This is a genomic window from Kluyvera genomosp. 3 (genome assembly GCF_011765685.1).
Lineage (GTDB): Bacteria > Pseudomonadota > Gammaproteobacteria > Enterobacterales > Enterobacteriaceae > Kluyvera > Kluyvera georgiana_A.
In genome coordinates, this window is record NZ_CP050321.1 from 3,623,703 (window position 1) to 3,648,474 (window position 24,772).

At 53.9% G+C, this 24,772-nt stretch carries 26 protein-coding genes and 1 pseudogene; 20 read left to right on the forward strand and 7 right to left on the reverse strand.

The features are described from left to right. Window positions 1-61 precede the first annotated feature (61 nt). A pseudogene (locus GY169_RS23640) lies at window positions 62-142 on the reverse strand (hypothetical protein); the annotation flags it as partial. Between GY169_RS23640 and rihA the strand changes: the two are divergent. Then, window positions 104-1,039, forward strand: a complete 936-nt coding sequence (rihA, locus tag GY169_RS17015; RefSeq protein WP_167576405.1) for a pyrimidine-specific ribonucleoside hydrolase RihA — start codon at window positions 104-106, stop codon at window positions 1,037-1,039. The pseudogene GY169_RS23640 and the gene rihA sit on opposite strands and share 39 nt — an antisense overlap. A gap of 101 nt (window positions 1,040-1,140) precedes the next feature. Here rihA and GY169_RS17020 read toward each other — a convergent pair whose 3' ends face one another. Continuing rightward, entirely contained in the window at window positions 1,141-1,623 is a 483-nt protein-coding gene (locus GY169_RS17020) for a zinc ribbon-containing protein (protein WP_163446142.1), read from the reverse strand. Window positions 1,624-1,848: 225 nt separating this feature from the next. Between GY169_RS17020 and leuS the strand changes: the two genes are divergently transcribed. The 15 genes from leuS to lipA all read left to right on the forward strand — a co-directional run bounded on the left by leuS (window position 1,849) and on the right by lipA (window position 17,406). Next, a complete protein-coding gene (gene leuS / locus GY169_RS17025; RefSeq protein WP_167576406.1) occupies window positions 1,849-4,431 on the forward strand; it encodes a leucine--tRNA ligase in 2,583 nt (860 codons plus the stop codon). 14 nt (window positions 4,432-4,445) lie between these two features. Further along, window positions 4,446-5,018 carry an LPS assembly lipoprotein LptE gene (gene lptE, locus GY169_RS17030; RefSeq protein WP_163446144.1) on the forward strand — a complete coding sequence of 191 codons (573 nt, stop codon included), beginning with the start codon at window positions 4,446-4,448 and terminating at the stop codon, window positions 5,016-5,018. Next, complete coding sequence (gene holA / locus GY169_RS17035; RefSeq protein WP_167576407.1) at window positions 5,018-6,049, forward strand: DNA polymerase III subunit delta; 1,032 nt, start codon at window positions 5,018-5,020, stop codon at window positions 6,047-6,049. Before lptE ends, holA begins: the two co-directional genes overlap by 1 nt. Then, window positions 6,042-6,701 (forward strand): nicotinate-nucleotide adenylyltransferase, encoded by a 660-nt coding sequence (gene nadD / locus GY169_RS17040; protein WP_191091008.1) that lies wholly within the window; start codon window positions 6,042-6,044, stop codon window positions 6,699-6,701. The genes holA and nadD overlap by 8 nt, the downstream gene beginning before the upstream one ends. Window positions 6,702-6,711: 10 nt before the next feature. After that, complete coding sequence (locus tag GY169_RS17045) at window positions 6,712-7,320, forward strand: adenosylcobalamin/alpha-ribazole phosphatase (RefSeq protein WP_167576408.1); 609 nt, start codon at window positions 6,712-6,714, stop codon at window positions 7,318-7,320. A gap of 263 nt (window positions 7,321-7,583) precedes the next feature. After that, complete coding sequence (gene rsfS, locus GY169_RS17050; RefSeq protein ID WP_064548405.1) at window positions 7,584-7,901, forward strand: ribosome silencing factor; 318 nt, start codon at window positions 7,584-7,586, stop codon at window positions 7,899-7,901. Window positions 7,902-7,904: 3 nt separating this feature from the next. Next, on the forward strand, window positions 7,905-8,372 hold the full coding sequence (gene rlmH, locus GY169_RS17055) for a 23S rRNA (pseudouridine(1915)-N(3))-methyltransferase RlmH (RefSeq protein WP_064548242.1): 468 nt from the start codon (window positions 7,905-7,907) through the stop codon (window positions 8,370-8,372). A gap of 26 nt (window positions 8,373-8,398) precedes the next feature. Then, window positions 8,399-10,300, forward strand: a complete 1,902-nt coding sequence (gene mrdA, locus GY169_RS17060; protein ID WP_163446148.1) for a peptidoglycan DD-transpeptidase MrdA — start codon at window positions 8,399-8,401, stop codon at window positions 10,298-10,300. Window positions 10,301-10,302: 2 nt separating this feature from the next. Further along, a complete protein-coding gene (gene mrdB / locus GY169_RS17065; protein WP_163446149.1) occupies window positions 10,303-11,415 on the forward strand; it encodes a peptidoglycan glycosyltransferase MrdB in 1,113 nt (370 codons plus the stop codon). 10 nt (window positions 11,416-11,425) lie between these two features. Then, window positions 11,426-12,532, forward strand: a complete 1,107-nt coding sequence (rlpA, locus tag GY169_RS17070) for an endolytic peptidoglycan transglycosylase RlpA (RefSeq protein ID WP_163446150.1) — start codon at window positions 11,426-11,428, stop codon at window positions 12,530-12,532. 138 nt (window positions 12,533-12,670) lie between these two features. Next, window positions 12,671-13,870, forward strand: coding sequence for a D-alanyl-D-alanine carboxypeptidase DacA (gene dacA / locus GY169_RS17075; protein ID WP_163446151.1), 1,200 nt, complete (start codon window positions 12,671-12,673; stop codon window positions 13,868-13,870). A 106-nt stretch (window positions 13,871-13,976) separates the two neighbouring features. Next, on the forward strand, window positions 13,977-14,240 hold the full coding sequence (gene ybeD / locus GY169_RS17080; RefSeq protein WP_035894333.1) for a DUF493 family protein YbeD: 264 nt from the start codon (window positions 13,977-13,979) through the stop codon (window positions 14,238-14,240). A gap of 97 nt (window positions 14,241-14,337) precedes the next feature. Continuing rightward, a complete protein-coding gene (lipB, locus tag GY169_RS17085) occupies window positions 14,338-14,979 on the forward strand; it encodes a lipoyl(octanoyl) transferase LipB (protein ID WP_065355505.1) in 642 nt (213 codons plus the stop codon). A gap of 304 nt (window positions 14,980-15,283) precedes the next feature. Beyond that, window positions 15,284-16,240 (forward strand): YbeF family transcriptional regulator, encoded by a 957-nt coding sequence (locus GY169_RS17090; protein WP_223802166.1) that lies wholly within the window; start codon window positions 15,284-15,286, stop codon window positions 16,238-16,240. A gap of 200 nt (window positions 16,241-16,440) precedes the next feature. Continuing rightward, window positions 16,441-17,406, forward strand: a complete 966-nt coding sequence (lipA, locus tag GY169_RS17095; protein WP_064548228.1) for a lipoyl synthase — start codon at window positions 16,441-16,443, stop codon at window positions 17,404-17,406. Window positions 17,407-17,616: 210 nt separating this feature from the next. Here lipA and tatE read toward each other — a convergent pair whose 3' ends face one another. Both tatE and GY169_RS17105 read right to left on the reverse strand, forming a co-directional pair. Further along, on the reverse strand, window positions 17,617-17,817 hold the full coding sequence (gene tatE / locus GY169_RS17100) for a twin-arginine translocase subunit TatE (protein ID WP_052284794.1): 201 nt from the start codon (window positions 17,815-17,817) through the stop codon (window positions 17,617-17,619). 126 nt (window positions 17,818-17,943) lie between these two features. Further along, window positions 17,944-18,732, reverse strand: coding sequence for a deaminated glutathione amidase (locus GY169_RS17105; protein ID WP_167576409.1), 789 nt, complete (start codon window positions 18,730-18,732; stop codon window positions 17,944-17,946). Window positions 18,733-18,848: 116 nt separating this feature from the next. Here GY169_RS17105 and crcB point away from each other — a divergent pair, with 116 nt between their 5' ends. Continuing rightward, on the forward strand, window positions 18,849-19,232 hold the full coding sequence (gene crcB / locus GY169_RS17110; protein WP_163446154.1) for a fluoride efflux transporter CrcB: 384 nt from the start codon (window positions 18,849-18,851) through the stop codon (window positions 19,230-19,232). Between the two features lie 60 nt (window positions 19,233-19,292). Here the strand turns inward: crcB and cspE are convergent, their stop codons facing one another. Together cspE and pagP are read right to left on the reverse strand one after the other, a co-directional pair. Continuing rightward, window positions 19,293-19,502 carry a transcription antiterminator/RNA stability regulator CspE gene (gene cspE, locus GY169_RS17115; protein WP_000034825.1) on the reverse strand — a complete coding sequence of 70 codons (210 nt, stop codon included), beginning with the start codon at window positions 19,500-19,502 and terminating at the stop codon, window positions 19,293-19,295. Between the two features lie 162 nt (window positions 19,503-19,664). Then, on the reverse strand, window positions 19,665-20,222 hold the full coding sequence (gene pagP / locus GY169_RS17120; protein ID WP_347291255.1) for a lipid IV(A) palmitoyltransferase PagP: 558 nt from the start codon (window positions 20,220-20,222) through the stop codon (window positions 19,665-19,667). A 666-nt stretch (window positions 20,223-20,888) separates the two neighbouring features. Here pagP and dcuC point away from each other — a divergent pair. Both dcuC and rna read left to right on the forward strand, forming a co-directional pair. Next, entirely contained in the window at window positions 20,889-22,259 is a 1,371-nt protein-coding gene (gene dcuC / locus GY169_RS17125) for an anaerobic C4-dicarboxylate transporter DcuC (RefSeq protein ID WP_167576410.1), read from the forward strand. A 93-nt stretch (window positions 22,260-22,352) separates the two neighbouring features. Next, window positions 22,353-23,153, forward strand: a complete 801-nt coding sequence (gene rna, locus GY169_RS17130) for a ribonuclease I (protein ID WP_167576411.1) — start codon at window positions 22,353-22,355, stop codon at window positions 23,151-23,153. A 33-nt stretch (window positions 23,154-23,186) separates the two neighbouring features. On the opposite strand, the gene GY169_RS17135 is transcribed toward rna, so the two are convergent. Next, entirely contained in the window at window positions 23,187-24,017 is an 831-nt protein-coding gene (locus tag GY169_RS17135; RefSeq protein WP_163449642.1) for an alpha/beta fold hydrolase, read from the reverse strand. A 234-nt stretch (window positions 24,018-24,251) separates the two neighbouring features. On the opposite strand from GY169_RS17135, the gene rnk reads away from it, so the two are divergent. After that, on the forward strand, window positions 24,252-24,662 hold the full coding sequence (gene rnk / locus GY169_RS17140) for a nucleoside diphosphate kinase regulator (protein ID WP_065355501.1): 411 nt from the start codon (window positions 24,252-24,254) through the stop codon (window positions 24,660-24,662). The last annotated feature ends 110 nt before the right edge of the window (window positions 24,663-24,772 follow it).

A 24,772-nucleotide genomic window follows, 5' to 3' on the forward strand; every position in this document is an offset into this window, starting at 1 on the left:
CTCGGCAGAGTGCGCGCTCCATCACGCTTTAACGCATCCCCTCTCGTTCATTCCACTAGCAAGCATTACCCTTGTCACAAAATAACGCGAACAAGGAACTGCTATGGCACTGCCGATTATTCTTGATTGCGATCCGGGTCATGATGACGCGATTGCAATCGTCCTCGCTCTGGCGTCTCCTGAGCTTGAAGTCAAAGCTATCACCTCTTCCGCGGGTAACCAGACGCCGGACAAGACTCTGCGCAACGTCCTGCGTATGCTGACGCTGCTGAAGCGCCCGGATATCCCGGTGGCTGGCGGCGCGGTGAAACCGCTCATGCGCGAACTGATTATCGCCGATAACGTTCACGGCGAAAGCGGTCTTGACGGCCCAGCGCTGCCCGAGCCGTCATTCGCCCCGCAAAGCGGCACTGCCGTTGAGCTGATGGCAAAAACCCTGCGCGAGAGCGCACAGCCGGTCACCATCGTCTCCACTGGCCCACAGACCAACGTGGCGCTGCTGCTGAATAGCCACCCGGAACTGCATACAAAAATCGCCCGCATCGTGATCATGGGCGGCGCCATGACGCTCGGCAACTGGACGCCCGCTGCCGAGTTCAACATTTTCGTCGACCCGGAAGCGGCGGAAATCGTCTTCCAGTCAGGCATTCCGGTGGTGATGGCCGGGCTGGACGTCACCCATAAGGCACAGATTCACGCCACCGATATCGAACGCTTTCGCGCCATTGGCAACCCCATTTCCACCATCGTCGCCGAGCTGCTGGACTTCTTTATGGAGTACCACAAAGACGAAAAATGGGGATTTGTCGGCGCGCCGCTGCACGATCCGTGCACCATCGCCTGGCTGCTGAAGCCCGAGATTTTCACCAGCGTTGAGTGTTGGGTTGGCGTAGAAACACAGGGGAAATACACCCAAGGGATGACGGTAGTGGATTATTATTTCCTGACGGGGAATAAGCCGAATGCGACGGTGATGGTGGATGTAGACCGTGGGGCGTTCGTTGATCTGCTGGCGGAGCGTTTGGCGTTCTACGCCTGACGCAACAAAAACGCCGGATGGCGCTCACGCTTATCCGGCTGACGATGACCTATTCTTGTCGGCCGGATAAGACGCATAGCGTCGCCATCCGGCATGCTTGATTACGGCTCGAACGGCCTGCGCTGGAACTGATCGTGGCCGCACTTCGGGCAGCGCGGCAGCACATCCGGCGTGTATACGGCGAGGTGATAATGGCACTTCTCGCAAACCAGATTTCCCAATCCCACCACTTCGCCGCTGTGATACACGCCGTGGTGATTCAAATCCTGGAATACCTCGCGCCATTCCAGCTGTGTCTTATCGGTAATATCCGCCAGTTCCTGCCAGATACTCTCTTTAATCACCCGCAGGAAGACGCTATCGGAGTCGTCTTCCTGGCTTTCGCCGTAGCTCATCGCAAACTCTTCAAGATCGCGACGCACGGCGCGCAGCAGCTCGTCAATTTCGCTGCGCGTTAACTCGCTGGTTTGCGCGACTTTCGCCCGTGCCTGAGCCACCAGCGCGTCGATATCGCGTTCGCCGTTACGCAAACGTTCGGTCAGCGTGGCGACCAGTTCACGGTAAATTTGAGCAACCTTGTTCATCATTTCCTCTCCCAGCCAGTTAACCTCTTATAATAATAGCCGTTATTTGTGGATCGCTTTGCCAGCTTCGCCACAGAGTTCAGAAATTACCCGCGCGGCTTTTCACCGCCTTAACGTGCGAAAGGCTGTTTTGACGTGCACGTTTGGGCTATGCTATGCGGATCTGAAATACCACATCTATTGGCTACATTTGTAGCTGTATTGAAAACAGGATCACTGGCTGCCATGCAAGAGCAATACCGCCCGGAAGAGATAGAATCGAAAGTCCAGCTTCACTGGGATGAGAAGCGCACATTTGAAGTTACCGAAGACGAGAGCAAAGAGAAGTATTACTGCCTGTCGATGCTTCCCTATCCTTCTGGTCGACTACACATGGGCCACGTCCGTAACTACACCATCGGCGACGTTATTGCTCGCTACCAGCGCATGCTGGGCAAAAACGTACTGCAGCCAATCGGCTGGGATGCGTTCGGCCTACCTGCTGAAGGTGCGGCGGTAAAAAACAATACCGCGCCTGCTCCGTGGACTTACGACAACATCGCGTACATGAAGAACCAGCTCAAAATGCTGGGCTTCGGCTATGACTGGAGTCGCGAGCTGGCGACCTGTACGCCGGAATACTACCGCTGGGAACAGAAGTTCTTCACCGAGCTGTATAAAAAAGGCCTAGTGTACAAGAAAACTTCTGCGGTCAACTGGTGCCCGAACGACCAGACCGTACTGGCGAACGAACAGGTTATCGACGGCTGCTGCTGGCGCTGCGACACCAAAGTTGAGCGTAAAGAGATCCCGCAGTGGTTTATCAAAATCACCGCCTACGCTGACGAACTGCTGAACGATCTGGACAACCTGGATCACTGGCCTGACACCGTAAAAACGATGCAGCGTAACTGGATCGGCCGCTCTGAAGGCGTAGAAATTACCTTCGACGTGACCGGTTATGACAATACGCTGACCGTTTACACCACCCGTCCAGACACCTTTATGGGTGCGACTTACCTGGCGGTGGCTGCAGGTCACCCGCTGGCGCAGAAAGCGGCCGAGAATAACCCAGAGCTGGCTGCTTTCATCGACGAATGCCGTAATACCAAAGTGGCCGAAGCCGATATGGCGACCATGGAGAAAAAAGGCGTCGACACCGGCTTTAAAGCGGTTCACCCGCTGACTGGCGAAGAAATCCCGGTATGGGCGGCTAACTTCGTGCTGATGGAGTACGGCACCGGCGCGGTTATGGCCGTTCCGGGTCACGACCAGCGCGATTACGAATTCGCCACCAAATACGGCCTGACCATCAAGCCGGTTATCCTGGCCGCTGATGGCTCAGAACCGGATCTCTCCGAGCAGGCGCTGACCGAGAAAGGTGTGTTGTTTAACTCCGGCGAATTCGACGGTCTGGACTTTGAAGCGGGCTTCAACGCCATTGCCGATAAGCTGGCCGCGAAAGGCGTTGGCGAGCGTAAAGTGAACTACCGTCTGCGTGACTGGGGCGTTTCCCGTCAGCGTTACTGGGGCGCACCGATCCCGATGGTGACGCTGGAAGACGGCACTGTGATGCCGACGCCGGAAGATCAACTGCCGGTAATCCTGCCGGAAGACGTGGTCATGGACGGTATCACCAGCCCAATTAAGGCCGACCCTGAGTGGGCGAAAACTACCGTTAACGGTATGCCTGCGCTGCGCGAAACCGACACCTTCGATACCTTTATGGAATCTTCCTGGTACTACGCGCGCTACACCTGCCCGCAGTACAACGAAGGCATGCTGGATCCAGAAGCCGCAAACTACTGGCTGCCGGTGGATATTTACATTGGCGGTATCGAACACGCCATCATGCACCTGCTCTACTTCCGCTTCTTCCACAAGCTGATGCGCGACGCAGGCATGGTCAACTCTGACGAACCGGCTAAACAGCTGCTGTGTCAGGGCATGGTGCTGGCTGATGCGTTCTACTACGTTGGTGCCAATGGCGAACGTAACTGGGTATCTCCGGTTGATGCTATCGTTGAGCGCGACGAAAAAGGTCGTATCGTGAAAGCGAAGGACGCGGCAGGCCATGAGCTGGTGTACACCGGCATGAGCAAAATGTCTAAGTCCAAAAATAACGGTATCGATCCGCAGGTGATGGTTGAGCGCTATGGTGCCGATACCGTACGTCTGTTCATGATGTTTGCTTCTCCAGCGGATATGACCCTGGAATGGCAGGAATCCGGCGTTGAAGGGGCAAACCGCTTCCTGAAACGTGTGTGGAAACTGGTTTACGAGCATACCGCTCGCGGCCCGGTAGCGGCACTGAACGTTGATGCGCTGAGCGAAGATCAGCAGGCGCTGCGTCGTGACGTCCACAAAACCATTGCTAAAGTGACCGATGATATCGGCCGCCGTCAGACCTTCAACACCGCGATTGCGGCGATCATGGAGCTGATGAACAAACTGGCGAAAGCGCCGCAGGAAGACGAACAGGACCGCGCACTGCTTCAGGAAGCGCTGCTGGCCGTCGTGCGTATGCTTAACCCGTTCACCCCACACGTGTGCTTCACCCTGTGGCAGGAACTGGGTGGCGAAGGCGATATCGACAATGCGCCGTGGCCGGTGGCCGACGAGAAAGCGATGGTGGAAAACACCACGCTGGTCGTTGTGCAGGTTAACGGTAAAGTGCGCGGGAAAATCACCGTTGCGGTCGATGCGACCGAAGAACAGGTGCGTGAACGCGCAGGCCAGGAACACCTGGTCGCGAAATACCTTGAGGGTGTAACCGTACGTAAAGTCATCTACGTACCGGGCAAACTGCTGAACCTGGTCGTAGGCTAAGCGCGGGAGGAAGCGTGCGATATCTGACAACGTTGTTGTTATCTTTGGCGGTGCTGGTCACCGCCGGATGCGGCTGGCACCTGCGTAGTACCACGCAGGTGCCGGACGAAATGAAAACATTGATCCTTCAGTCCGGCGATCCTAACGGTCCGCTGAGTCGTGCTGTGCGCGATCAACTAAGAAGCAATGGTATTACGCTGCTTGATCAGAGCACGCTTCGTCAGGACGTACCGTCGCTGCGTCTGGGCGCGGTTAGCCTCTCCCAGGACACGGCGTCTGTGTTCCAGAACGGTCAAACGGCAGAATACCAGATGGTCATGACGGTCAACGCTACGGTGCTGCTCCCGGGTCAGGATATCTTCCCGATTTCCACCAAGGTCTATCGTTCGTTCTTTGACAACCCACAGCAGGCGCTGGCAAAAGACAACGAACAGAGCATGATCGTTCAGGAAATGTACCAGAAAGCCGCCGAACAGCTAATCCGTAAGCTGCCAAGCGTGCACATCGCTGATGTAAAAGAGAGCAAAGAGGCTGCGGCTTCCGCATCCGATAACGGCTCTCGCGTCTCTACCACTCTGGGTAACTGATGATTCGGTTGTACCCAGAACAACTCCGCGCGCAGCTCTCTGAAGGGCTGCGCGCGGCGTATCTCCTGCTCGGTAATGACCCTCTTTTCCTTCAGGAAAGCCAGGATGCGATCCGGCATGCCGCCGTGAGCGAGGGTTTTATTGAGCACCATACCGTGACGCTGGATGCCAGCACCGACTGGAACGAGATCTTCTCTCTATGCCAGGCGATGAGTCTGTTTGCCAGTCGTCAAACCCTGCTCCTGCTGCTACCGGAAAATGGCCCGAACGCCGCCATCAATGAACAGCTAGCCACGCTGGTGAGTTTGCTTCATGGCGATCTATTGCTGATCGTTCGTGGCAACAAGCTGACCAAATCGCAGGAGAATGCCGCCTGGATCCAGGCGCTGGCGAACCGCGCGGTGCAGATTAGCTGCCAGACGCCGGAACCCGCCCAACTGCCCCGCTGGTTGGCCAACCGTGCCAAACAGAACAACCTCCTGTTGGATGAACCCGCCAGTCAACTGCTGTGCTACTGCTATGAAGGCAACCTGCTGGCGCTTTCGCAAGCGCTCGAGCGCCTGTCGCTGCTGTGGCCGGACGGGAAACTCACGCTGCCGCGCGTAGAGCAGGCGGTCAATGATGCCGCACACTTTACGCCGTTCCACTGGGTTGATGCGCTGCTGGCCGGCAAGAGTAAACGCGCGCTGCATATCCTGCAGCAACTGCGTCTTGAAGGCAGCGAGCCGGTGATCCTACTACGCACGGTACAGCGCGAACTGCTGCTGCTGGTGACGTTAAAGCGTCAGAGCGCACACACGTCGCTGCGTTCGTTATTTGATAAACACCGGGTCTGGCAAAACCGTCGGGCGATCGTCGGTGAGGCGGTTAACCGTCTGAGCGGTTCACAGCTGCGTCAGGCCGTCACCCTGCTCAGCCGCGCCGAGCTCACTTTAAAACAGGATTATGGTCAGTCCATCTGGGCTGAACTGGAAAGTTTGTCGCTATTGCTTTGTCATAAAGCGCTAGCCGACGTATTTATCGATGGATGATATGGCAAAACTACAGGCGCTTTTCGGCGGGACATTCGATCCCATCCATTACGGTCACCTGAAGCCGGTCGAGATCCTGGCCAACCAGATTGGTCTGTCCAGGGTCATCATTATGCCCAATAACGTACCCCCACATCGTCCGCAGCCTGAAGCCACCAGCGAACAGCGCAAACTGATGGTTGAGCTGGCTATCGCCGATAAGCCGCTTTTTGTGCTCGACGAGCGCGAGCTGCGCCGCGATACGCCTTCCTTTACGGCGGATACGCTCCAGGAGTGGCGAGCGGAACAGGGACCGGATCAGCCCCTGGCCTTCATTATCGGCCAGGATTCGCTGCTCACTTTCCCAAGCTGGCATCGCTACGAAACAATCCTCGACAACGCCCATCTGCTGGTGACCCGTCGCCCGGGTTACCCGCTGACCATGCAGCACGAAGAGCATCAGTACTGGCTGGACAAGCACCTCACCAGTAATATTGAAGAGCTGCACAACCAGCCGGCGGGGAAAATCTACCTGGCGGAAACGCCCTGGTTCGACGTCTCCGCCACGCTGATTCGCGAACGGCTGGAAAATAATGAACCCTGCGATGAAATGATGCCCGAAGCGGTGCTCAACTACATCATGCAACAGGGGTTGTATCACCACGGCGCATAGAGGAAGCGGCATGAAGCTCTGGTTAGTTCGCCACGGCGAAACTGAAGCCAATGTGGCTGGCCTGTACAGCGGCCACGCGCCAACGCCACTCACTGCCAAAGGGCAACAGCAGGCGCAGCGCCTTGGTGAGATGCTGCGTCAGGTTCCCTTCGATCATGCGCTGTGTAGCGGACTTGAACGCACACGGCATACTGCGCGGCTGTTACTGGGCGAACGTAACATTCCGCTTACCGCAAACCCGCTGCTCAACGAAATGTTTTTCGGTGACTGGGAAATGCGTCACCACCGTGACCTGCAGGTTGAAGACAAAGAGAATTACGCAGCCTGGTGCGCTGATTGGCAGCACGCCGTGCCGACCAACGGCGAAGGTTTTCCCGACTTTTCCCGGCGTGTGGCAGACTTCGCGAGCGAACTGGCGCACTACCCATATCAAAATTTACTGATCGTCAGCCATCAGGGTGTCCTGAGTCTGTTAACGGCGCGTCTATTGGGAATGCCGACTGCCAGTATGTGGCATTTCCGCATCGACCACGGCGCGTGGAGCGTCATTGATTTTACGCCAGAATTTACCACGCTCAGGGTGCTCAACAGCCGAGCGATTTGGCGACCCGATGAGTAATAAAACCGATTTCTGCCTCCGGGCAGGGCCAACCCATTGACACTAATTATTAGACTGTTATTCTCCGCAGCCTGAATCATCCCCCTCCAGCATTTGTGGACAGAGATTGTTTTACAAAAATGGCGATGCAATCGGCATAAAGGAATGGGATGATACCCCGCCTGAAAGGCCGTTTGGTGATTTATTGTCCCGACAATATTTTCAGTTCGGGTATACTGTCAGGCTGTTTTATATCGTTTATCTTCACACCCCAGGGGGAAAACTTGCAGGGTAAAGCACTCCAGGATTTTGTAATCGACAAAATTGATGATTTAAAAGGTCAGGATATCGTCACCATCGATGTTCAGGGTAAGTCCAGCATCACCGATTGCATGGTTATCTGCACCGGTACTTCCAGCCGTCACGTTATGTCTATCGCCGATCATGTGGTTCAGGAGTCCCGCGCTGCCGGCCTGCTGCCGCTGGGCGTTGAAGGCGAAAGCGTTGCCGACTGGATTGTCGTTGATTTAGGCGATGTCATTGTCCACGTCATGCAGGAAGAAAGCCGTCGCCTGTATGAACTGGAAAAGCTCTGGGGTTAAGTTGTGAAGCTGCAGTTGGTCGCCGTCGGCACCAAAATGCCGGATTGGGTACAAACCGGTTTTACCGAATACCTTCGCCGTTTTCCGAAAGATATGCCGTTCGAACTGGTGGAAATACCCGCCGGCAAGCGCGGTAAAAATGCGGACATCAAGCGTATTCTGGATAAAGAAGGCGAGATGATGCTCGCCGCCGCAGGAAAAAACCGCATCGTCACGCTGGATATCCCCGGCAAACCCTGGGATACGCCGCAGCTTGCGCGTGAACTGGAACGCTGGAAGGGTGACGGTCGTGATGTCAGCCTGTTAATCGGCGGCCCGGAAGGGCTTTCTCCGGCATGCAAGGCCGCAGCAGAACAAAGTTGGTCGCTCTCCACATTAACGCTCCCTCACCCGCTTGTGCGCGTGCTGGTGGCCGAAAGCCTCTATCGAGCGTGGAGCATTACCACCAACCACCCTTACCACCGCGAATAATGAGACCCAGGTAGATTAAGCAGCGAATGAAACTACAGAATTCTTTTCGCGACTATACGGCAGAGTCCGCGCTCTTTGTGCGCCGGGCGGTGGTCGCTTTTTTGGGAATTTTGCTGCTTACCGGCGTGCTGATTGCCAACCTCTATAATTTACAGATCGTTCGCTTCACCGACTATCAGACGCGTTCTAACGAAAACCGCATTAAGCTGGTGCCCATCGCGCCAAGCCGCGGCATTATTTACGATCGCAACGGCACCCCGCTGGCGCTGAACCGCACCATCTACCAGCTGGAAATCATGCCGGAAAAAGTCGATAGCGTTCAGCAGACTATCGATGGTCTGCGCGACGTCGTCGACCTGAGCGATGACGATATCGCCGCCTTTAAAAAAGAGCGCGCCCGTTCGCATCGCTTTACCTCCATCCCACTCAAAACCAACCTCACGGAAGTGCAGGTGGCGCGCTTTGCCGTCAACCAGTACCGTTTCCCCGGCGTTGAGGTAAAGGGCTATAAGCGCCGCTTTTATCCGTATGGTTCCGCCTTGACGCACGTCATCGGCTACGTCTCAAAAATTAACGATAAAGATGTCGACCGCCTGGATAAAGACGGCAAGCTGGCCAACTACGCCGCGACCCACGATATCGGTAAACTGGGTATTGAGCGTTATTACGAAGATATTCTCCACGGGCAAACCGGCTATGAAGAGGTGGAAGTCAACAACCGTGGCCGCGTTATTCGTCAGTTGAAAGAAGTGCCGCCGCAGGCCGGGCACGACATCTACCTGACGCTCGACCTCAAGCTGCAGCAGTATATCGAAACCCTGCTCGCCGGCAGCCGCGCCGCCGTGGTGGTGACTGACCCGCGCAACGGCAGCATTCTGGCGCTGGTCTCAATGCCAAGCTACGATCCTAACCTGTTCGTTGACGGTATCTCCAGCAAAGACTACAGCGGCCTGTTAAACGATCCGAACACGCCGCTGGTTAACCGCGCCACTCAGGGGGTTTACCCTCCGGCTTCCACGGTGAAACCGTATGTCGCGGTCTCCGCCATGAGTGCGGGCGTGATTAACCGCAACACCAGCCTGTTTGACCCAGGGTGGTGGCAGTTACCTGGCTCAGAAAAACGCTATCGTGACTGGAAGAAATGGGGCCACGGTCACCTGAACGTCACCAAGGCGCTGGAAGAGTCCGCGGATACCTTCTTCTACCAGGTCGCCTATGATATGGGTATTGACCGTCTGTCGGAGTGGATGAGCAAGTTTGGCTACGGGGATTATACCGGTATCGACCTTGCGGAAGAGCGCTCCGGCAACATGCCAACCCGCGAATGGAAGCTCAAACGTTTTAAAAAGCCCTGGTATCAGGGTGATACCATTCCGGTAGGGATCGGCCAGGGTTACTGGACAGCGACACCTATCCAGATGAGCAAAGCGCTGATGATTCTGATTAACGATGGCATCATCAAAACGCCTCATCTGCTGGCCAGCACCGTCGAAGAAGGCAAGAAAGTACCGTGGACACAGCCTCAGGAACCCCCGATTGGCGACATCCACTCCGGCTACTGGGAAATTGCCAAAGACGGGATGTTCGGCGTTGCCAACCGAGGCAACGGCACCGCGCATAAATATTTTGCCAGCGCGCCGTATAAGATTGCTGCCAAGTCAGGTACCGCGCAGGTCTTTGGCTTGAAGGCGAACGAAACGTACAACGCCCACCGTATTGCGGAGCGTCTGCGTGACCACAAATTAATGACCGCTTTTGCGCCGTATAACGATCCACAGGTCGCCGTGGCGATTATTCTGGAGAACGGCGGCGCAGGCCCGGCTGTCGGTACCATCATGCGTCAGATTCTTGACCACATCATGCTGGGCGACAACAACACCGAATTACCGACCGAGAACCCTGCTGCGGCCGCGTCGGAGGACCAATAATCATGACGGATAATCCGAACAAAAAATCGTTCTGGGATAAAATCCATATCGACCCCGCCATGCTGCTGATTTTGCTGGCGTTGCTGACCTACAGCGCGCTGGTTATCTGGAGCGCCAGCGGCCAGGATATGGGGATGACGGAGCGTAAAATCGGCCAGATCGCCATGGGCCTGGTCATCATGGTGGTGATGGCACAGATCCCGCCGCGCGTCTACGAAGGCTGGGCCCCCTGGCTGTATATTATCTGTATTATTCTGCTGGTGGCGGTTGACGCCTTCGGTGCCATCTCTAAAGGTGCGCAGCGCTGGCTGGATCTCGGTGTTGTGCGTTTCCAGCCGTCCGAAATTGCCAAAATCGCCGTGCCGTTGATGGTCGCGCGCTTTATTAACCGCGACGTCTGCCCGCCAACGCTGAAAAACACCGGTATCGCGCTGGTGCTGATTTTCATGCCGACGCTGCTGGTTGCCGCGCAGCCGGACCTTGGCACCTCAATTCTGGTCGCCCTCTCCGGCCTGTTCGTCCTGTTCCTCGCCGGCTTGAGCTGGCGTTTGATTCTGGTCGCTGTAGTGCTGGTCGCTTGCTTTATCCCGATACTCTGGTTCTTCCTGATGCATGACTATCAGCGACAGCGTGTGATGATGCTGATGGATCCGGAATCAGACCCACTGGGCGCGGGCTACCATATTATTCAGTCCAAAATCGCCATCGGCTCCGGCGGTCTGCGCGGTAAAGGCTGGCTCCACGGGACACAGTCGCAGTTGGAATTCCTGCCAGAACGCCATACCGACTTTATCTTCGCGGTACTGGCCGAAGAACTTGGGCTTATCGGTATTCTGATTTTGCTGGCACTGTACGTGCTGCTGATAATGCGCGGCCTGTGGATTGCCGCCCAGGCGCAAACGACCTTTGGCCGGGTGATGGCCGGTGGTTTGATGCTGATTTTATTCGTTTATGTCTTCGTAAATATTGGTATGGTAAGTGGCATCTTGCCGGTGGTTGGCGTACCGCTACCGCTGGTCAGCTACGGGGGTTCGGCCCTGATCGTACTGATGGCCGGGTTTGGTATCGTAATGTCGATACACACCCACAGGAAAATGTTGTCAAAAAGCGTCTAAGGGGTGCTCAATGCGTAAGCAATGGCTTGGGATCTGCATAGCGGCAGGGCTGCTTGCGGCTTGTTCGAGTGATGATGTTCAGCAACAAACCGTCTCCGCGCCACAACCTGCGGTATGTAATGGTCCTACGGTGGAAATCAGCGGGGCCGATCCACGCTTTGAACCTCTGAACGCGACAGCGAATCAGGATTACGAACGCGACGGCAAGAAATACAAAATCGTCCAGGATCCGGCTAACTTTAGCCAGTCTGGTCTGGCCGCCATCTATGATGCCGAGCCGGGTAGCAATCTGACGGCCATCGGCGAAACCTTTGATCCGACCCAGCTTACCGCCGCGCACCCCACGCTGCCGGTGCCGAGCTATGCGCGTATTACTAACCTGGCTAATGGCCGGATGATCGTCGTGCGCATTAACGATCGCGGGCCGTATGGCAACGATCGCGTCATTTCGCTCTCCCGCGCGGCGGCCGATCGCCTGAACACCTCCAACAATACCAAAGTTCGCATCGATCCGATTATCGTCGCCCAGGATGGTTCACTTTCCGGCCCCGGTATGGCCTGTACCACCGTGGCAAAACAGACCTACGCGCTGCCGAGCCGCCCTGACCTGAGTGGCGGGATGGGCAGCGTCTCTTCCGCGCCACAAGCCGCGGCGCCGCAAGGCGACGTACGCGCCATTAGCAACGATACGCTGACCTCCGCCGACAGCGGCGAAGGCGCACCGGTAAAAAGCAGCGGCTTCCTCGGCGCACCTACCCCGTTGAATAACGGCGTACTCGAAGAATCTGCGCCAGCGGCAACGGCCGCTCCGGTGACGGCACCGGTCACCGCGCCTGCCAGCACAGCGCCTGCCGCGACTGCGGCGGTTGCTGCACCCGCTGCGGCCGCGGCTGGTGATTATGTGGTTCAGGTTGGCGCCGTCAGCGACCAGGCTCGCGCGCAGCAGTATCAGCAGCGTCTGAGCCAGCAGTTCTCCGTTCCTGGCCGCGTAACGCAAAATGGCGCGGTCTGGCGTATTCAGCTCGGTCCATTCGCCAGCAAAAGCGAAGCCAGCACCTTACAAGGGCGTTTGCAGAATGAAGCACAGCTGCAATCGTTTATTACACACGCCAACTAGAGCACTCAGCGGTGTCCGAATCTTCGTATATGTAAAAGTCATTAACAAAGTCATATACGATGTCGGATGCCTGCCCGCGGGGCATTTGCTATAGTAAGGCACTTTTTTAACTCCATCACGGATGTCGTTGTTCTGACCATGAAGACCTCTTTTTTCGCTCGCTTACTCCTTCCGGCGCTTTCCGTCGCAGCACTGACCTCCGCTGCCCACGCCGATGACCTGAACATCAAAACTATGATTCCCGGCGTTCCGCAGATTGACGCCGAATCCTACATTCTTATTGATTACAACTCTGGCAAGGTTCTGGCCGAGCAGAACGCTGACTCCCGACGCGATCCGGCGAGCCTGACCAAAATGATGACCAGCTACGTCATCGGCCAGGCCATGAAAGCAGGCAAATTTAAAGAGTCCGATCTGGTCACTATCGGCAACGATGCCTGGGCTACCGGTAATCCGGTCTTCAAGGGCTCTTCCCTGATGTTCCTTAAGCCAGGCATGCAGGTCCCGGTTTCGCAGCTGATCCGCGGGATTAACCTGCAGTCGGGTAACGATGCCTGCGTGGCGATGGCCGACTACGTCGCCGGCAGCCAGGACGCTTTCGTTGGCCTGATGAACAGCTACGTCAACGCGCTTGGCCTGAAAAACACCCACTTCCAGACCGTACATGGCCTGGATGCTGATGGTCAGTACAGTTCCGCACGCGATATGGCGATGATTGGCCAGGCGCTGATCCGCGACGTGCCGAACGAATACACCATCTATAAAGAAAAAGAGTTCACCTTTAACGGCATCCGTCAGTTGAACCGTAATGGTCTGCTGTGGGACAACAGCCTGAATGTTGACGGTATCAAAACCGGCCACACCGATAAAGCGGGCTACAACCTGGTGGCTTCCGCAACCGAAGGCCAGATGCGCCTTGTCTCCGCCGTAATGGGCGGCCGTACCTTCAAAGGTCGTGAAACCGAGAGCAAGAAGCTGCTGACCTGGGGCTTCCGCTTCTTCGAAACGGTGAACCCGATTAAAGCCGGTAAAGAGTTCGCCTCTGAACCTGCCTGGTTTGGTGATACTGACCGCGCCTCGTTAGGCGTAGACAAAGACGTCTACCTGACCATCCCGCGTGGCCGTATGAAAGACCTCAAGGCAAGCTATGTGCTGACCACCAGCGAGCTGCACGCGCCGCTGCAGAAAAACCAAGTTGTTGGAACCATCAATTTCCAGCTCGACGGCAAAATCATCGACCAGCGTCCGCTGGTAGTGCTGCAGGAAATTCCTGAAGGCAACTTCTTTGGCAAAATCATTGATTACATTAAATTAATGTTCCATCACTGGTTTGGTTAAAAATCACCCACTTGAAAGTGTGATTTCCATCCCCATATACTATGCATAGCTAAAATAACTCCCGCTAACCATGCGGGAGTTATTCTTTTTTAACACTGGAGCTGACATGAAAACCAAACTGAACGAACTGCTTGAATTTCCTACACCGTTTACTTACAAAGTAATGGGTCTGGCGAAACCAGAGCTGGTTGACCTGGTGGTTGAAGTGGTACAGCGCCATGCGCCAGGTGACTACTCTCCGCAGATAAAACCGAGCAGCAAAGGCAATTACCACTCGGTGTCCATTACCATCAATGCTACCCACATTGAGCAGGTTGAGACGCTGTACGAAGAGCTGGGCAATATTGAAATTGTCCGTATGGTGCTGTAATCGCATCTCCGTTACCCGGCACTGCCGGGTAACGCTTCTCCCCTCCTCCCTGTGATATACTCTGCGTCCATCATTTCCCCTCTGCGGAGACGCTGTTTTGGATTTTAATACTCTCCTCATCCGTCAACTGGGCCTACAGCCTTACGAACCCATTTCTCAGGCGATGCACGACTTCACCGACAACCGCGATGAATCCACGCTGGACGAGATTTGGCTGGTTGAGCATCAGCCAGTTTTCACGCAGGGTCAGGCGGGTAAAGCTGAACATGTGCTGGTGCCCGGCGACATTCCGGTCATCCAAAGCGATCGCGGCGGCCAGGTAACCTACCACGGGCCGGGCCAGCAGGTGATGTACGTTCTGCTGAACCTGAAGCGCCGCAAGCTGGGCGTACGCGAACTGGTAACGCTGCTGGAGCAAACCGTCGTCAACACGTTAGCTGAGCTGGGTATTGAGGCACATCCGCGCGCCGATGCGCCGGGCGTCTATGTGGGCGAGAAAAAGATCTGCTCGCTGGGGCTGCGAATCCGTAAAGGCTGCTCTTTCCATGGACTGGCGCTGAATATCGCTATGGACTTATCCCCTTTCCTGCGCATTAACCCTTGTGGCTATGCCGGTATGGAGATGACCCAGGTTTCACAATGGGTGAGTGAAGCGAAACCGGAAAATATATCCCCAACGCTTGTCAGACATTTTTTAGCGTTGCTAAACAATCCTCCGCACGAATATATCTCTGCTTAATATATTATACATCGCGACCCAATATTGCATTGGGTCGTTAACTCTCTCCATTGCACGCCTTTTATAATGCCGTCAAGTTTCTCTCTTCTTTCAGCGATTCATGTTCTGAAAATGAAGACTGGTTCTCATTTTTTTGCAAAATCACAACAACGATATACACTTAATAAAGCATTAGAATCATTAATACATTGACCCATAAAGAAAATTTCCATTTCCATCTTGCAGTAAGATGGACTCACCAATCATAATAATAATGAAATCATCAACTATCATTCATGGAGTGAATGAATATGGAGTGAGCAGTGTGGATTATAACAATAAGCCTGAAAATAAAATAAATATGAATGCCGATAATGATACGCCACAAATCTTTCGCACCCTGCGTAATATAGACCTTAACTTATTGACCATATTTGAAGCAGTCTATGTGCATAAAGGCATCGTCAATGCGGCGAAAATCCTGAATCTCACGCCATCGGCCATTAGCCAATCCATCCAGAAACTTCGTCTCCTGTTTCCCGACCCGTTGTTCATTCGCAAAGGACAGGGCGTCACGCCAACGGCCTACGCAACACACCTGCATGAATACATCAGCCAGGGTCTGGAGTCGATACTGGGCGCGCTGGATCTCGACGGCAGCTATGACAAGCAGCGAGTTATCACTATCGGTACGGCGGCATCCGTTGGCGCTATCGTGATGCCGGTTATCTATCAGGTGGTAAAACAAACCTACCCACAGGTACTGCTGCGCAACGTCGCCGTGACCGATGCCAACACGCAGCTCAGCCAGTTCCAGACGGATTTGGTCATTGACAACCATGAGCATAACAACCCGCGCACGCTGGGCCGTCATGCGCTATTTAGCGATAAACTGGTGCTGGTCTGTCGCCATAACCACCCGGCGCTTAACGAAGAGACATCGGTTGATACCCTAATGCAGTATGAACATACGCTGCTGACGATGGATGGTGCGGGGCAAAACGATCAGTATAAGCGCATTCGCGACATGCTCCCCGATCGCCAGGTTAGCGTAAGCAGTTACAACCTGTTCACTATCGCGTCACTGATCGCCTCAAGCGACCTGATTGGCATTATGCCGCTACGCTTCTACCACATCTTTAAGCAGTGCTGGCCGCTGTGCACGTTGGACTTTGCCCCGCTACAGCAGGAACACGTCGACTTTTCATTGCATTACAACAAACTCAGTCTGCGGGACCCGGTCATGCAAAACATTATCAACGTTATCCAGCAAGCGTTCTGATTCACTTGCCCCCTACTTCGCCTTGCCGGCAAAAAAGCATTATTCAACAACTATTTTACAATTTGCCGGCCAGGCAGGCTGCTTTAAACCCCGTTTCAATGGTATACTGCGTGTCATTAATTCAAAAATAGTTGATAAATACAACATTCCCTTGAATTGAAACGCTTTCCCTCGATACTCGGAACTGGAACACGTACGCTATGAGTAAACCCATTGTGATGGAACGCGGTGTTAAGTACCGCGACGCCGATAAAATGGCCCTTATCCCGGTTAAAAACGTGGCAACAGAGCGCGAAGCGCTGCTGCGAAAACCGGAATGGATGAAAATTAAACTTCCGGCAGACTCTTCCCGTATCCAGGGTATCAAAGCGGCCATGCGCAAGAATGGTCTGCACTCCGTGTGTGAAGAAGCCTCCTGCCCGAACCTGGCGGAATGCTTCAACCACGGTACCGCCACCTTTATGATCCTCGGTGCTATTTGTACCCGTCGCTGCCCATTCTGCGACGTGGCCCACGGTCGCCCGGTTGCGCCTGATGCCAATGAACCGCAGAAGCTGGCGCAGACCATTGCCGATATGGCGTTGCGATATGTCGTGATCACCTCCGTGGATCGTGACGATCTGCGCGACGGCGGTGCTCAGCACTTCGCCGACTGCATCTCGGCCATTCGTGAGAAAAGCCCAAGCATTAAGATTGAAACGCTGGTGCCCGACTTCCGTGGCCGTATGGACCGCGCCTTAGAGATCCTGACCGAGACGCCACCCGACGTGTTTAACCACAACCTGGAAAACGTGCCGCGTATTTACCGTCAGGTTCGTCCAGGCGCAGATTACAACTGGTCCCTGAAGTTACTGGAACGTTTTAAAGAAGCGCACCCGGATATCCCAACCAAATCCGGCCTGATGGTCGGCCTCGGTGAAACCAACGCTGAAATCATCGAAGTCATGCGCGATCTGCGCCGCCACGGCGTCACGATGCTGACACTGGGCCAGTACCTGCAGCCAAGCCGTCACCACCTGCCGGTGCAGCGCTACGTTAGCCCGGACGAGTTTGAAGAAATGAAAGCCGAAGCGCTGGCGATGGGCTTTACCCACGCGGCATGCGGCCCGTTCGTGCGTTCATCCTACCATGCGGATCTTCAAGCTAAGGGCCTTGAAGTGAAGTAAGGTCATTGCCTGACACAAAAAAGCCGCTCTCTTTCGACAGCGGCTTTTTTATTACCCATTATTGAAATAAATTATTTCAATTGAATACATTCAGAAACCTGATTCCATAAAAAAGGGCCACAGCATCGTCATGCTGAAGCCCCTTCCACAGACCATCGGGTCCGGGCATGGCACGCGCTGATCGGCACGCCATGTTAAACGCTGCCCTGCTTACTCTTTATGAGAGAGTTTTTCTGCCGGAGTCTCGTCTGCGCTTTTCTGCGCGGTGGTTTCATCATCATTCATGGCTTTCTTAAAGCCTTTGATTGCTGAACCCAGATCTCCACCCAGAGTCCGTAATTTCTTGGTACCAAACACCAGAATAATCAGTGCTGCCACTACCAGTAGTTTGGTAATACTAATCTCACCCATAGATACCTTCTTCTCAAAAACAGGCTGCAGAATGCGCCATAACACCGTAGTTTATTAACGGTCATCTGACGCGTGCACACAATAGCAATCTGTAACAAGGTGAATCAAGCGTTGTTTAAAAAAACGTCACGTTAATTGCGGTAGCGCAAAACGTCGGTTTTGCAGCACTGGCAGCTGCTGGCGAATACGAGACAGATCGTCGCGTCGCAGGTCAGATATAATCAGCTGTGGCTCAACCGATGCGCCGGCCAGCGTCACACCAAGCGGATCAACTATCCGACTCTGACCGATATTACGCGTTCCGCACTCGCCGCTGGCCACGATGTAACAGGTGGTATCCAGCGCCCGCGCCGCCAGCAGCGTGGCCCAGTGGTGCTCTTTGAGCGGTCCTCGTACCCAGGCGGCAGGCAAGGCCAGAATCTCAGCCCCTTTGAGCGCAAGTGCCAATGCCATATCCGGGAAACGCAGGTCATAGCAGGTCATAAGTCCCACCTGAAACCCCGCCACCTCAAGCAACGGCGGTAGCGTGTTCCCGGCATCCACTCGCTTCGACTCCTGGATTGCGAAAGCGTCATAGAGGTGCAGCTTGTGATAATGGGCAATCACCTCACCGCCGCGCAGCGCCACCAGGGTATTGCAGGCTCTTCCCGCCGTCGAGGGCGTATGAATGGTCAATATCGTCGTCAGCGTATCACGGCGGCTTTGTGTTTTCAGATGCTGCATAAAACCGCCGTCCAGCGATTGCGCCGACTTCACCGACATATCCGGGTCGCTATCGCTGCGCGCCAGCAGAGCCTCTGGCAGCACCAGTAGGTCAGCATGCTGTTCCGCTGCCGCCTGCATCAGCGACACGCTGGTTTGCGCATTCTGCCGCCACTCCGACGTGACGATAAACTGCCCTGCGGCAACTCGCATAGCGTCTCCTTACGTTTTTCCAATATATCAAGATGATGAATACTGATGAGTATATAGCCAGATTCACCTGGCAGGGTTAAACTCTGCTGACGATTCGACAATGGCAGGAAATTCGCATGACGCAACTTTTGTTGGCCGTGTTTATCGGCGGCGGCACCGGCAGCGTTGCCCGCTGGCTACTCAGCTTTCGCTTTAATCCTTTGCACCATGCGCTGCCGCTGGGAACGCTGGCGGCGAATCTGCTGGGCGCATTTATTATCGGCGCGGGTCTTGCCTGGTTTAATCGGCTGCCGCATATCGATCCGGTATGGAAAGTGTTGATTACCACCGGCTTCTGCGGTGGATTGACAACCTTCTCTACCTTTTCAGCGGAAGTGGTATTTCTTTTACAGGCGGGAAAGGTCAGCTGGGCGTTGCTTAACGTGGCGGTCAACCTGTTTGGTTCTTTCGCCATGACGGCCCTGGCGTTCTGGCTGTTCAGTGCCAGCAGTCAGGGGTAAAAGAAAGATAAAAAAAACCCGCACTTAAGCGGGTTTTGAATTCTGACTGCTAATTTTCGCTTACAGAGCGATGACGTTAGCAGCAGAAGGGCCTTTGGCACCGTTAGTGATTTCGAACTCTACACGCTGACCTTCAGCCAGAGTTTTGAAACCGTTGGTCTGGATCGCAGAGAAGTGTACGAATACGTCTTTGCTGCCATCTTCCGGAGTAATGAAACCGAATCCTTTGGACTCATTAAACCACTTAACGTTACCTTTAATCTTAGACATCAAAATTACCTTTATATGAAAAAACGACACTAATCTGTGTCAGTTAACAGTACAACAATTGTCGTGCGTTTTGTCCAGCCCAAGTTCGTTAAAAAGTGATAAATGTCGCTAACTTTTATTTGCAGGTTGACATTATCCCACTCCTGGTTCCAGGCCCCGTGATCAGAACTGGAAACGTAGCCAGGCAAAGTAGACATTGCCGTTGTTATACGTGCCCGGGATGTAGGTCATCTGGAACGTCGCCGGCCCATAGCCGATGGAGGCCAGGGGCAGCACAACCGGCAGCGGAATGTAGTTCCAGTTATCGCGGGCGGTCACCCCAATGGTGTAACCCAACCCAAGGTGGAAGTTATCATCCGCCAGCGGGCGCCAGGTCTTCTCCCAGCCATAGCCGCCAATAGGCTCCCATTTATTAAAGGAATCCTTAAAAGCCATCAGGTAAATGCCGTGCCAGTTGCCCTTATCATCCCAGCGCGACACGCCCCCCCCCGCCCCCCAGGGGCGCTCATTGTACTTGTCTGTCTTTTCTTTATCGTAGGCAAAACGCGCATGCCAGGTGATGGCTGGCACGTACAGATCGTAGTGCTGCGGTTCATCCCACGTCTTTACAACATTATTGCTCAGCGTGTTATAGCCATCTTTAATGGTTTCCGTAAAAGAAGCCTCAGCAGGATACGCTGCACCAGACAGCCCCGCAAAAATCAGCGATAGCGAGAAAATTTTATTTAGTTTTAACACGATAGACTTGCCAATAAATTATCCATTAAGAATAGTCTAACAAGGATAAACTCAATAAGAGTGCAACGGTACCAATCGATAGCCGTTTTTTCACCGCTTAACAACAAATTAGAATATTCTTAGACAATCGTCAAACCAGAGTGAGACTTGAATGCGAATAATATTCTTTTATAAGAAAAAATTGTAACCGTATTTAGATCTCGTAAGGAAGAATGGCCTATGCCTTTAATATTAGCTGAATTAAAACTCGTATTATTCTCTTAATATTCCTGATATTTTCCTGGCAGATTATTTAAAATCCAGTTCGTCGCAGTTAAGCGTTTTAAATACTTCACGCCAAGAGATAAAAAACACGCTCACCTCCTCACGAGCTCGACCCCGCCATGCCACCTCCACGCCGCTACCTTGTTGAAAAAACAACATTTCATTTACCTTTGTTGTTTAATATTCGACCAGGCAACTATACTTACTGACAGGTCAATGTTCCGCTTTGTGAGTACATCGTGTAAATTGCATCGTCATGGTCTTTAATTAGTCTCTTTTTTGATTTTCATCAGCTAAATTTGCCGCTTTTTTCGGCACATTTCACCACTTACTTTTTGATGCTGTTCTGTATCAATTTTTATAACTGGGCGATAGGTGTTAATAATGTTAACGTTCTTTGAACTCCTGATTGGTGTTGTGGTTATCGTGGGCGTAGCCCGCTACATCATCAAAGGATATTCCGCAACGGGTGTCCTTTTTGTTGGTGGTCTGCTGCTACTGATTGCCAGCGCGTTGATGGGGCATAAGATTTTACCAAGCAGCGCAACCAGCACCGGCTACTCTGCAACCGACATCGTTGAATATATTAAAATTCTGCTGATGAGCCGTGGCGGCGATCTCGGCATGATGATTATGATGCTCTGCGGCTTTGCCGCCTATATGACCCATATCGGCGCTAACGATATGGTCGTCAAACTGGCATCAAAACCGCTGCAATATATTAACTCGCCATATTTACTGATGATTGCCGCTTATTTTGTGGCGTGCCTGATGTCGCTGGCGGTCTCTTCGGCAACCGGACTTGGCGTACTGCTGATGGCGACGCTGTTCCCGGTAATGGTTAACGTCGGTATTAGCCGTGGCGCCGCAGCCGCTATTTGTGCCTCTCCGGCCGCCATAATTCTCTCCCCTACCTCCGGCGACGTCGTATTGGCCGCGAAGGCCGCAGAGATGCCGTTAATCGATTTCGCTTTCAAAACCACGCTGCCTATCTCCATCGCCGCGATTATCGCAATGGCTATCGCCCATTTCTTCTGGCAGCGCTATCTGGACAAGAAAGAACATATCTCGCACGAGATGCTGGATGTCAGCGAAATTAACACCACAGCCCCGAGCTTCTACGCCATTCTGCCGTTCACGCCAATCATTGGCGTGCTGATTTTCGACGGCAAATGGGGCCCGGAACTGCATATTATCGCCATTCTGGTGATTTGCATGCTGCTGGCCGCCGTGCTGGAATTCTGTCGTGGCTTTAACACCCAGAACGTATTTGCCGGCCTCGAAGTCGCGTATCGCGGAATGGCCGACGCCTTTGCCGGCGTGGTCATGCTGTTGGTTGCAGCAGGCGTTTTCGCTCAAGGCTTGAGCACTATCGGTTTTATCAATAGCCTGATCTCCATCGCGACCTCGTTTGGGTCCGCCAGCATTATCCTGATGCTGGTACTGGTGGTGCTGACCATGTTGGCCGCGATGACCACCGGTTCCGGTAACGCGCCGTTCTACGCCTTCGTCGAGATGATTCCAAAACTGGCGCACTCATCCGGCATTAACCCGGCCTATCTCTCCATTCCGATGCTGCAGGCCTCCAACTTGGGTCGTACCATCTCCCCGGTCTCCGGCGTGGTGGTCGCGGTCGCCGGGATGGCAAAAATCTCGCCGTTCGAAGTGGTCAAACGTACCTCAGTACCGGTTCTTGTCGGCCTGTTGGTGGTCATTATCGCCACGGAAATACTGGTTCCCGGCGCTGCTGCGTAATCATTGATTGATGAAATAAATAAGGCGCCTGAGGGCGCCTTATTTTATTATGTAATAACGTCACTAAATGATTTAAAACGTGGAGTCAGGAAAATGCTAAGGAAGAATATTGTGTCAGGATGCGCGCTGTTGCTCTGCGCCGGTAGCCTACAGGCTGCCCCTCTCGCACCGACACAATATGGTGACTTCGATCGTTATGTGCTGGCGCTCTCCTGGCAAACCGGTTTTTGCCAGAGCCAGCATGACAGAAATCGCAAAGAACCACTGGAATGTCAGCAGCCAAAAGAAGCGGCCAACAAAGCCGACTACTTAACGGTTCACGGCCTATGGCCCGGCCTGCCCGCGTCGATCGCCGCACGCGGAGTCGATAATAACCGCTGGATGCGCTTCGGGTGCGCCACGCGCCCCATTCCCAATATGCCGGAAGCGAAAGCCAGCCGTAAATGCGCCGCCGAAGAGACCGGTCTGTCGCTGGAAGTGGCTAATAAGCTCAACCAGGTTATGCCCGGCAGCGGTGGAAAAAGCTGTCTTGAGCGCTATGAATACGCCAAACACGGCGTCTGTTTTGGTTTTGATCCCGACGCCTACTTCAGTACGATGGTACGTCTGAATAGCGAAGTGAAACAGAGCGCAATCGGCAAATTCCTCGCCGCCAATTACGGTAAAACCGTGACTCGCGCCAGCTTCGACAACGCAGTAGCCTCGGCCTTTGGCAAAGAGAACGTCAAAGCCGTTAAGCTCACCTGTAACGGTAATCCGGCCTATCTGACGGAAATGCAAATTGCCATTAAATCCGCCAGCATCAACGACCCGCTCACCGCCGCGTCTCTGCTGCCGCAGCCGCATCCAGGCAACTGCAGCAAACAGTTCGTGGTGGATCAAAACGGTTATTGATCCCCAGCCCCCGGAGCCGGGGGCTGCATACCGTTATTTCTGAATGAATGCCAGCAGATCGTCGTTGATCTGATGTTTGTGAGTTGTACAGATCCCGTGCGATCCGCCTTTATAAACCTTCAGCTCCGCGTTCGGTAGAATTTCCGCCGCGACCTTGCCACAGGTTTCAAACGGCACAATCTGGTCGTCATCGCCGTGAATCACCAGCGTCGGTACCGTTATCTTACGCAAGTCTTCACGTAAATCAGTCTCCGAGAACGCTTTGATACAGTCGTAAAGCGCTTTTATAGAACCTTGCAATCCTTGCTCGACAAACCCTTCACGCACCGCCTTCGACTCCTTTGCGCCCGCGCGATTATAGCCATAGAACGCCGCCGACAGCTCATAGAAGAAAGCACCACGGTCCTCTATCACGCCGTTGCGAATACCGTCAAACACTTCAAGCGGTACGCCGTTAGGGTTGAAGTCCGTTTTCACCATAATTGGCGTCACCGCGCCAATCAGCACCGCTTTTGCCACCCGACTGGTCCCATGACGACCAATGTAGTGAGCTACTTCACCGCCGCCGGTAGAGTGTCCGACGTGCACCGCATCTTTCAGATTAAGATGCGAGGTCAACTCCGCCAGATCGTCGGCGTACTGATCCATATTATGTCCGTCCCAGGGTTGTGCCGAACGTCCGTGGCCTCGTCTATCGTGGGCGATGACACGATACCCTTTCGAACCCAGATACAGCATCTGATCCTCAAAGGCATCAGACGTTAACGGCCAGCCATGGCTAAAGACAATGGGCTGTCCGCTCCCCCAATCTTTAAACCAGAGGTAACTACCATCTTTCAGGGTCAGTTTATCGAAACCGCTCATACGATCTCCTGTGTTGGAAGGACGCTGCCAGGTGCAGCCTAAAAAGAATAATCCAGATTTATAAGTTGCGATGTATTTCGCATAAAATTCACACAACAAAGATTATTGCCATCTGCGAATGTGCGTTCCATCACTTCAAACCTGACGCCAGGATCAGTATGATGGAATGAGATGAACCCTTGCCGCTGGCGGTGAGGGTTTTCTTTTGGATAATCGATAGACATGGAGTAAATAATGACCAGACCTGCCATCATTATTAATGAGTTCGATGCCGAGCGTATCGACCGCCTGCTTGAGCAACCTGCTTACGCAAATTCCCCGGTGGCGAGCGCGCTAAACGACGAACTAGATCGTGCCCAGATGTGTGCCCCAGAAGACATGCCGCACGATGTAGTCAGTATGAATAGCCAGGTCAGATTCCGCGATCTCACCACCGGCGAAGAACGCGTCCGCACGCTGGTCTTCCCGGCCCAGATGACCGACAGCAGCAGCCAGCTCTCGGTGATGGCCCCGGTTGGCGCGGCCCTGCTCGGCCTGCGCGCAGGCAGTACTATTCACTGGGAGCTACCGGGCGGTGCCTCAACGCACCTGGAAGTACTCGAACTGCTGTATCAGCCGGAAGCCGCCGGCGAATTTCATCGTTAATTCCGCGCAATAGTAGCCTAAGAGGGTGCCCGGCATCCTCTTTCTGCCCCGCCTGACCAAACTTTACAACTCCCTTCTCTTCGATAAACTATTTTGCGAACTGAATGACA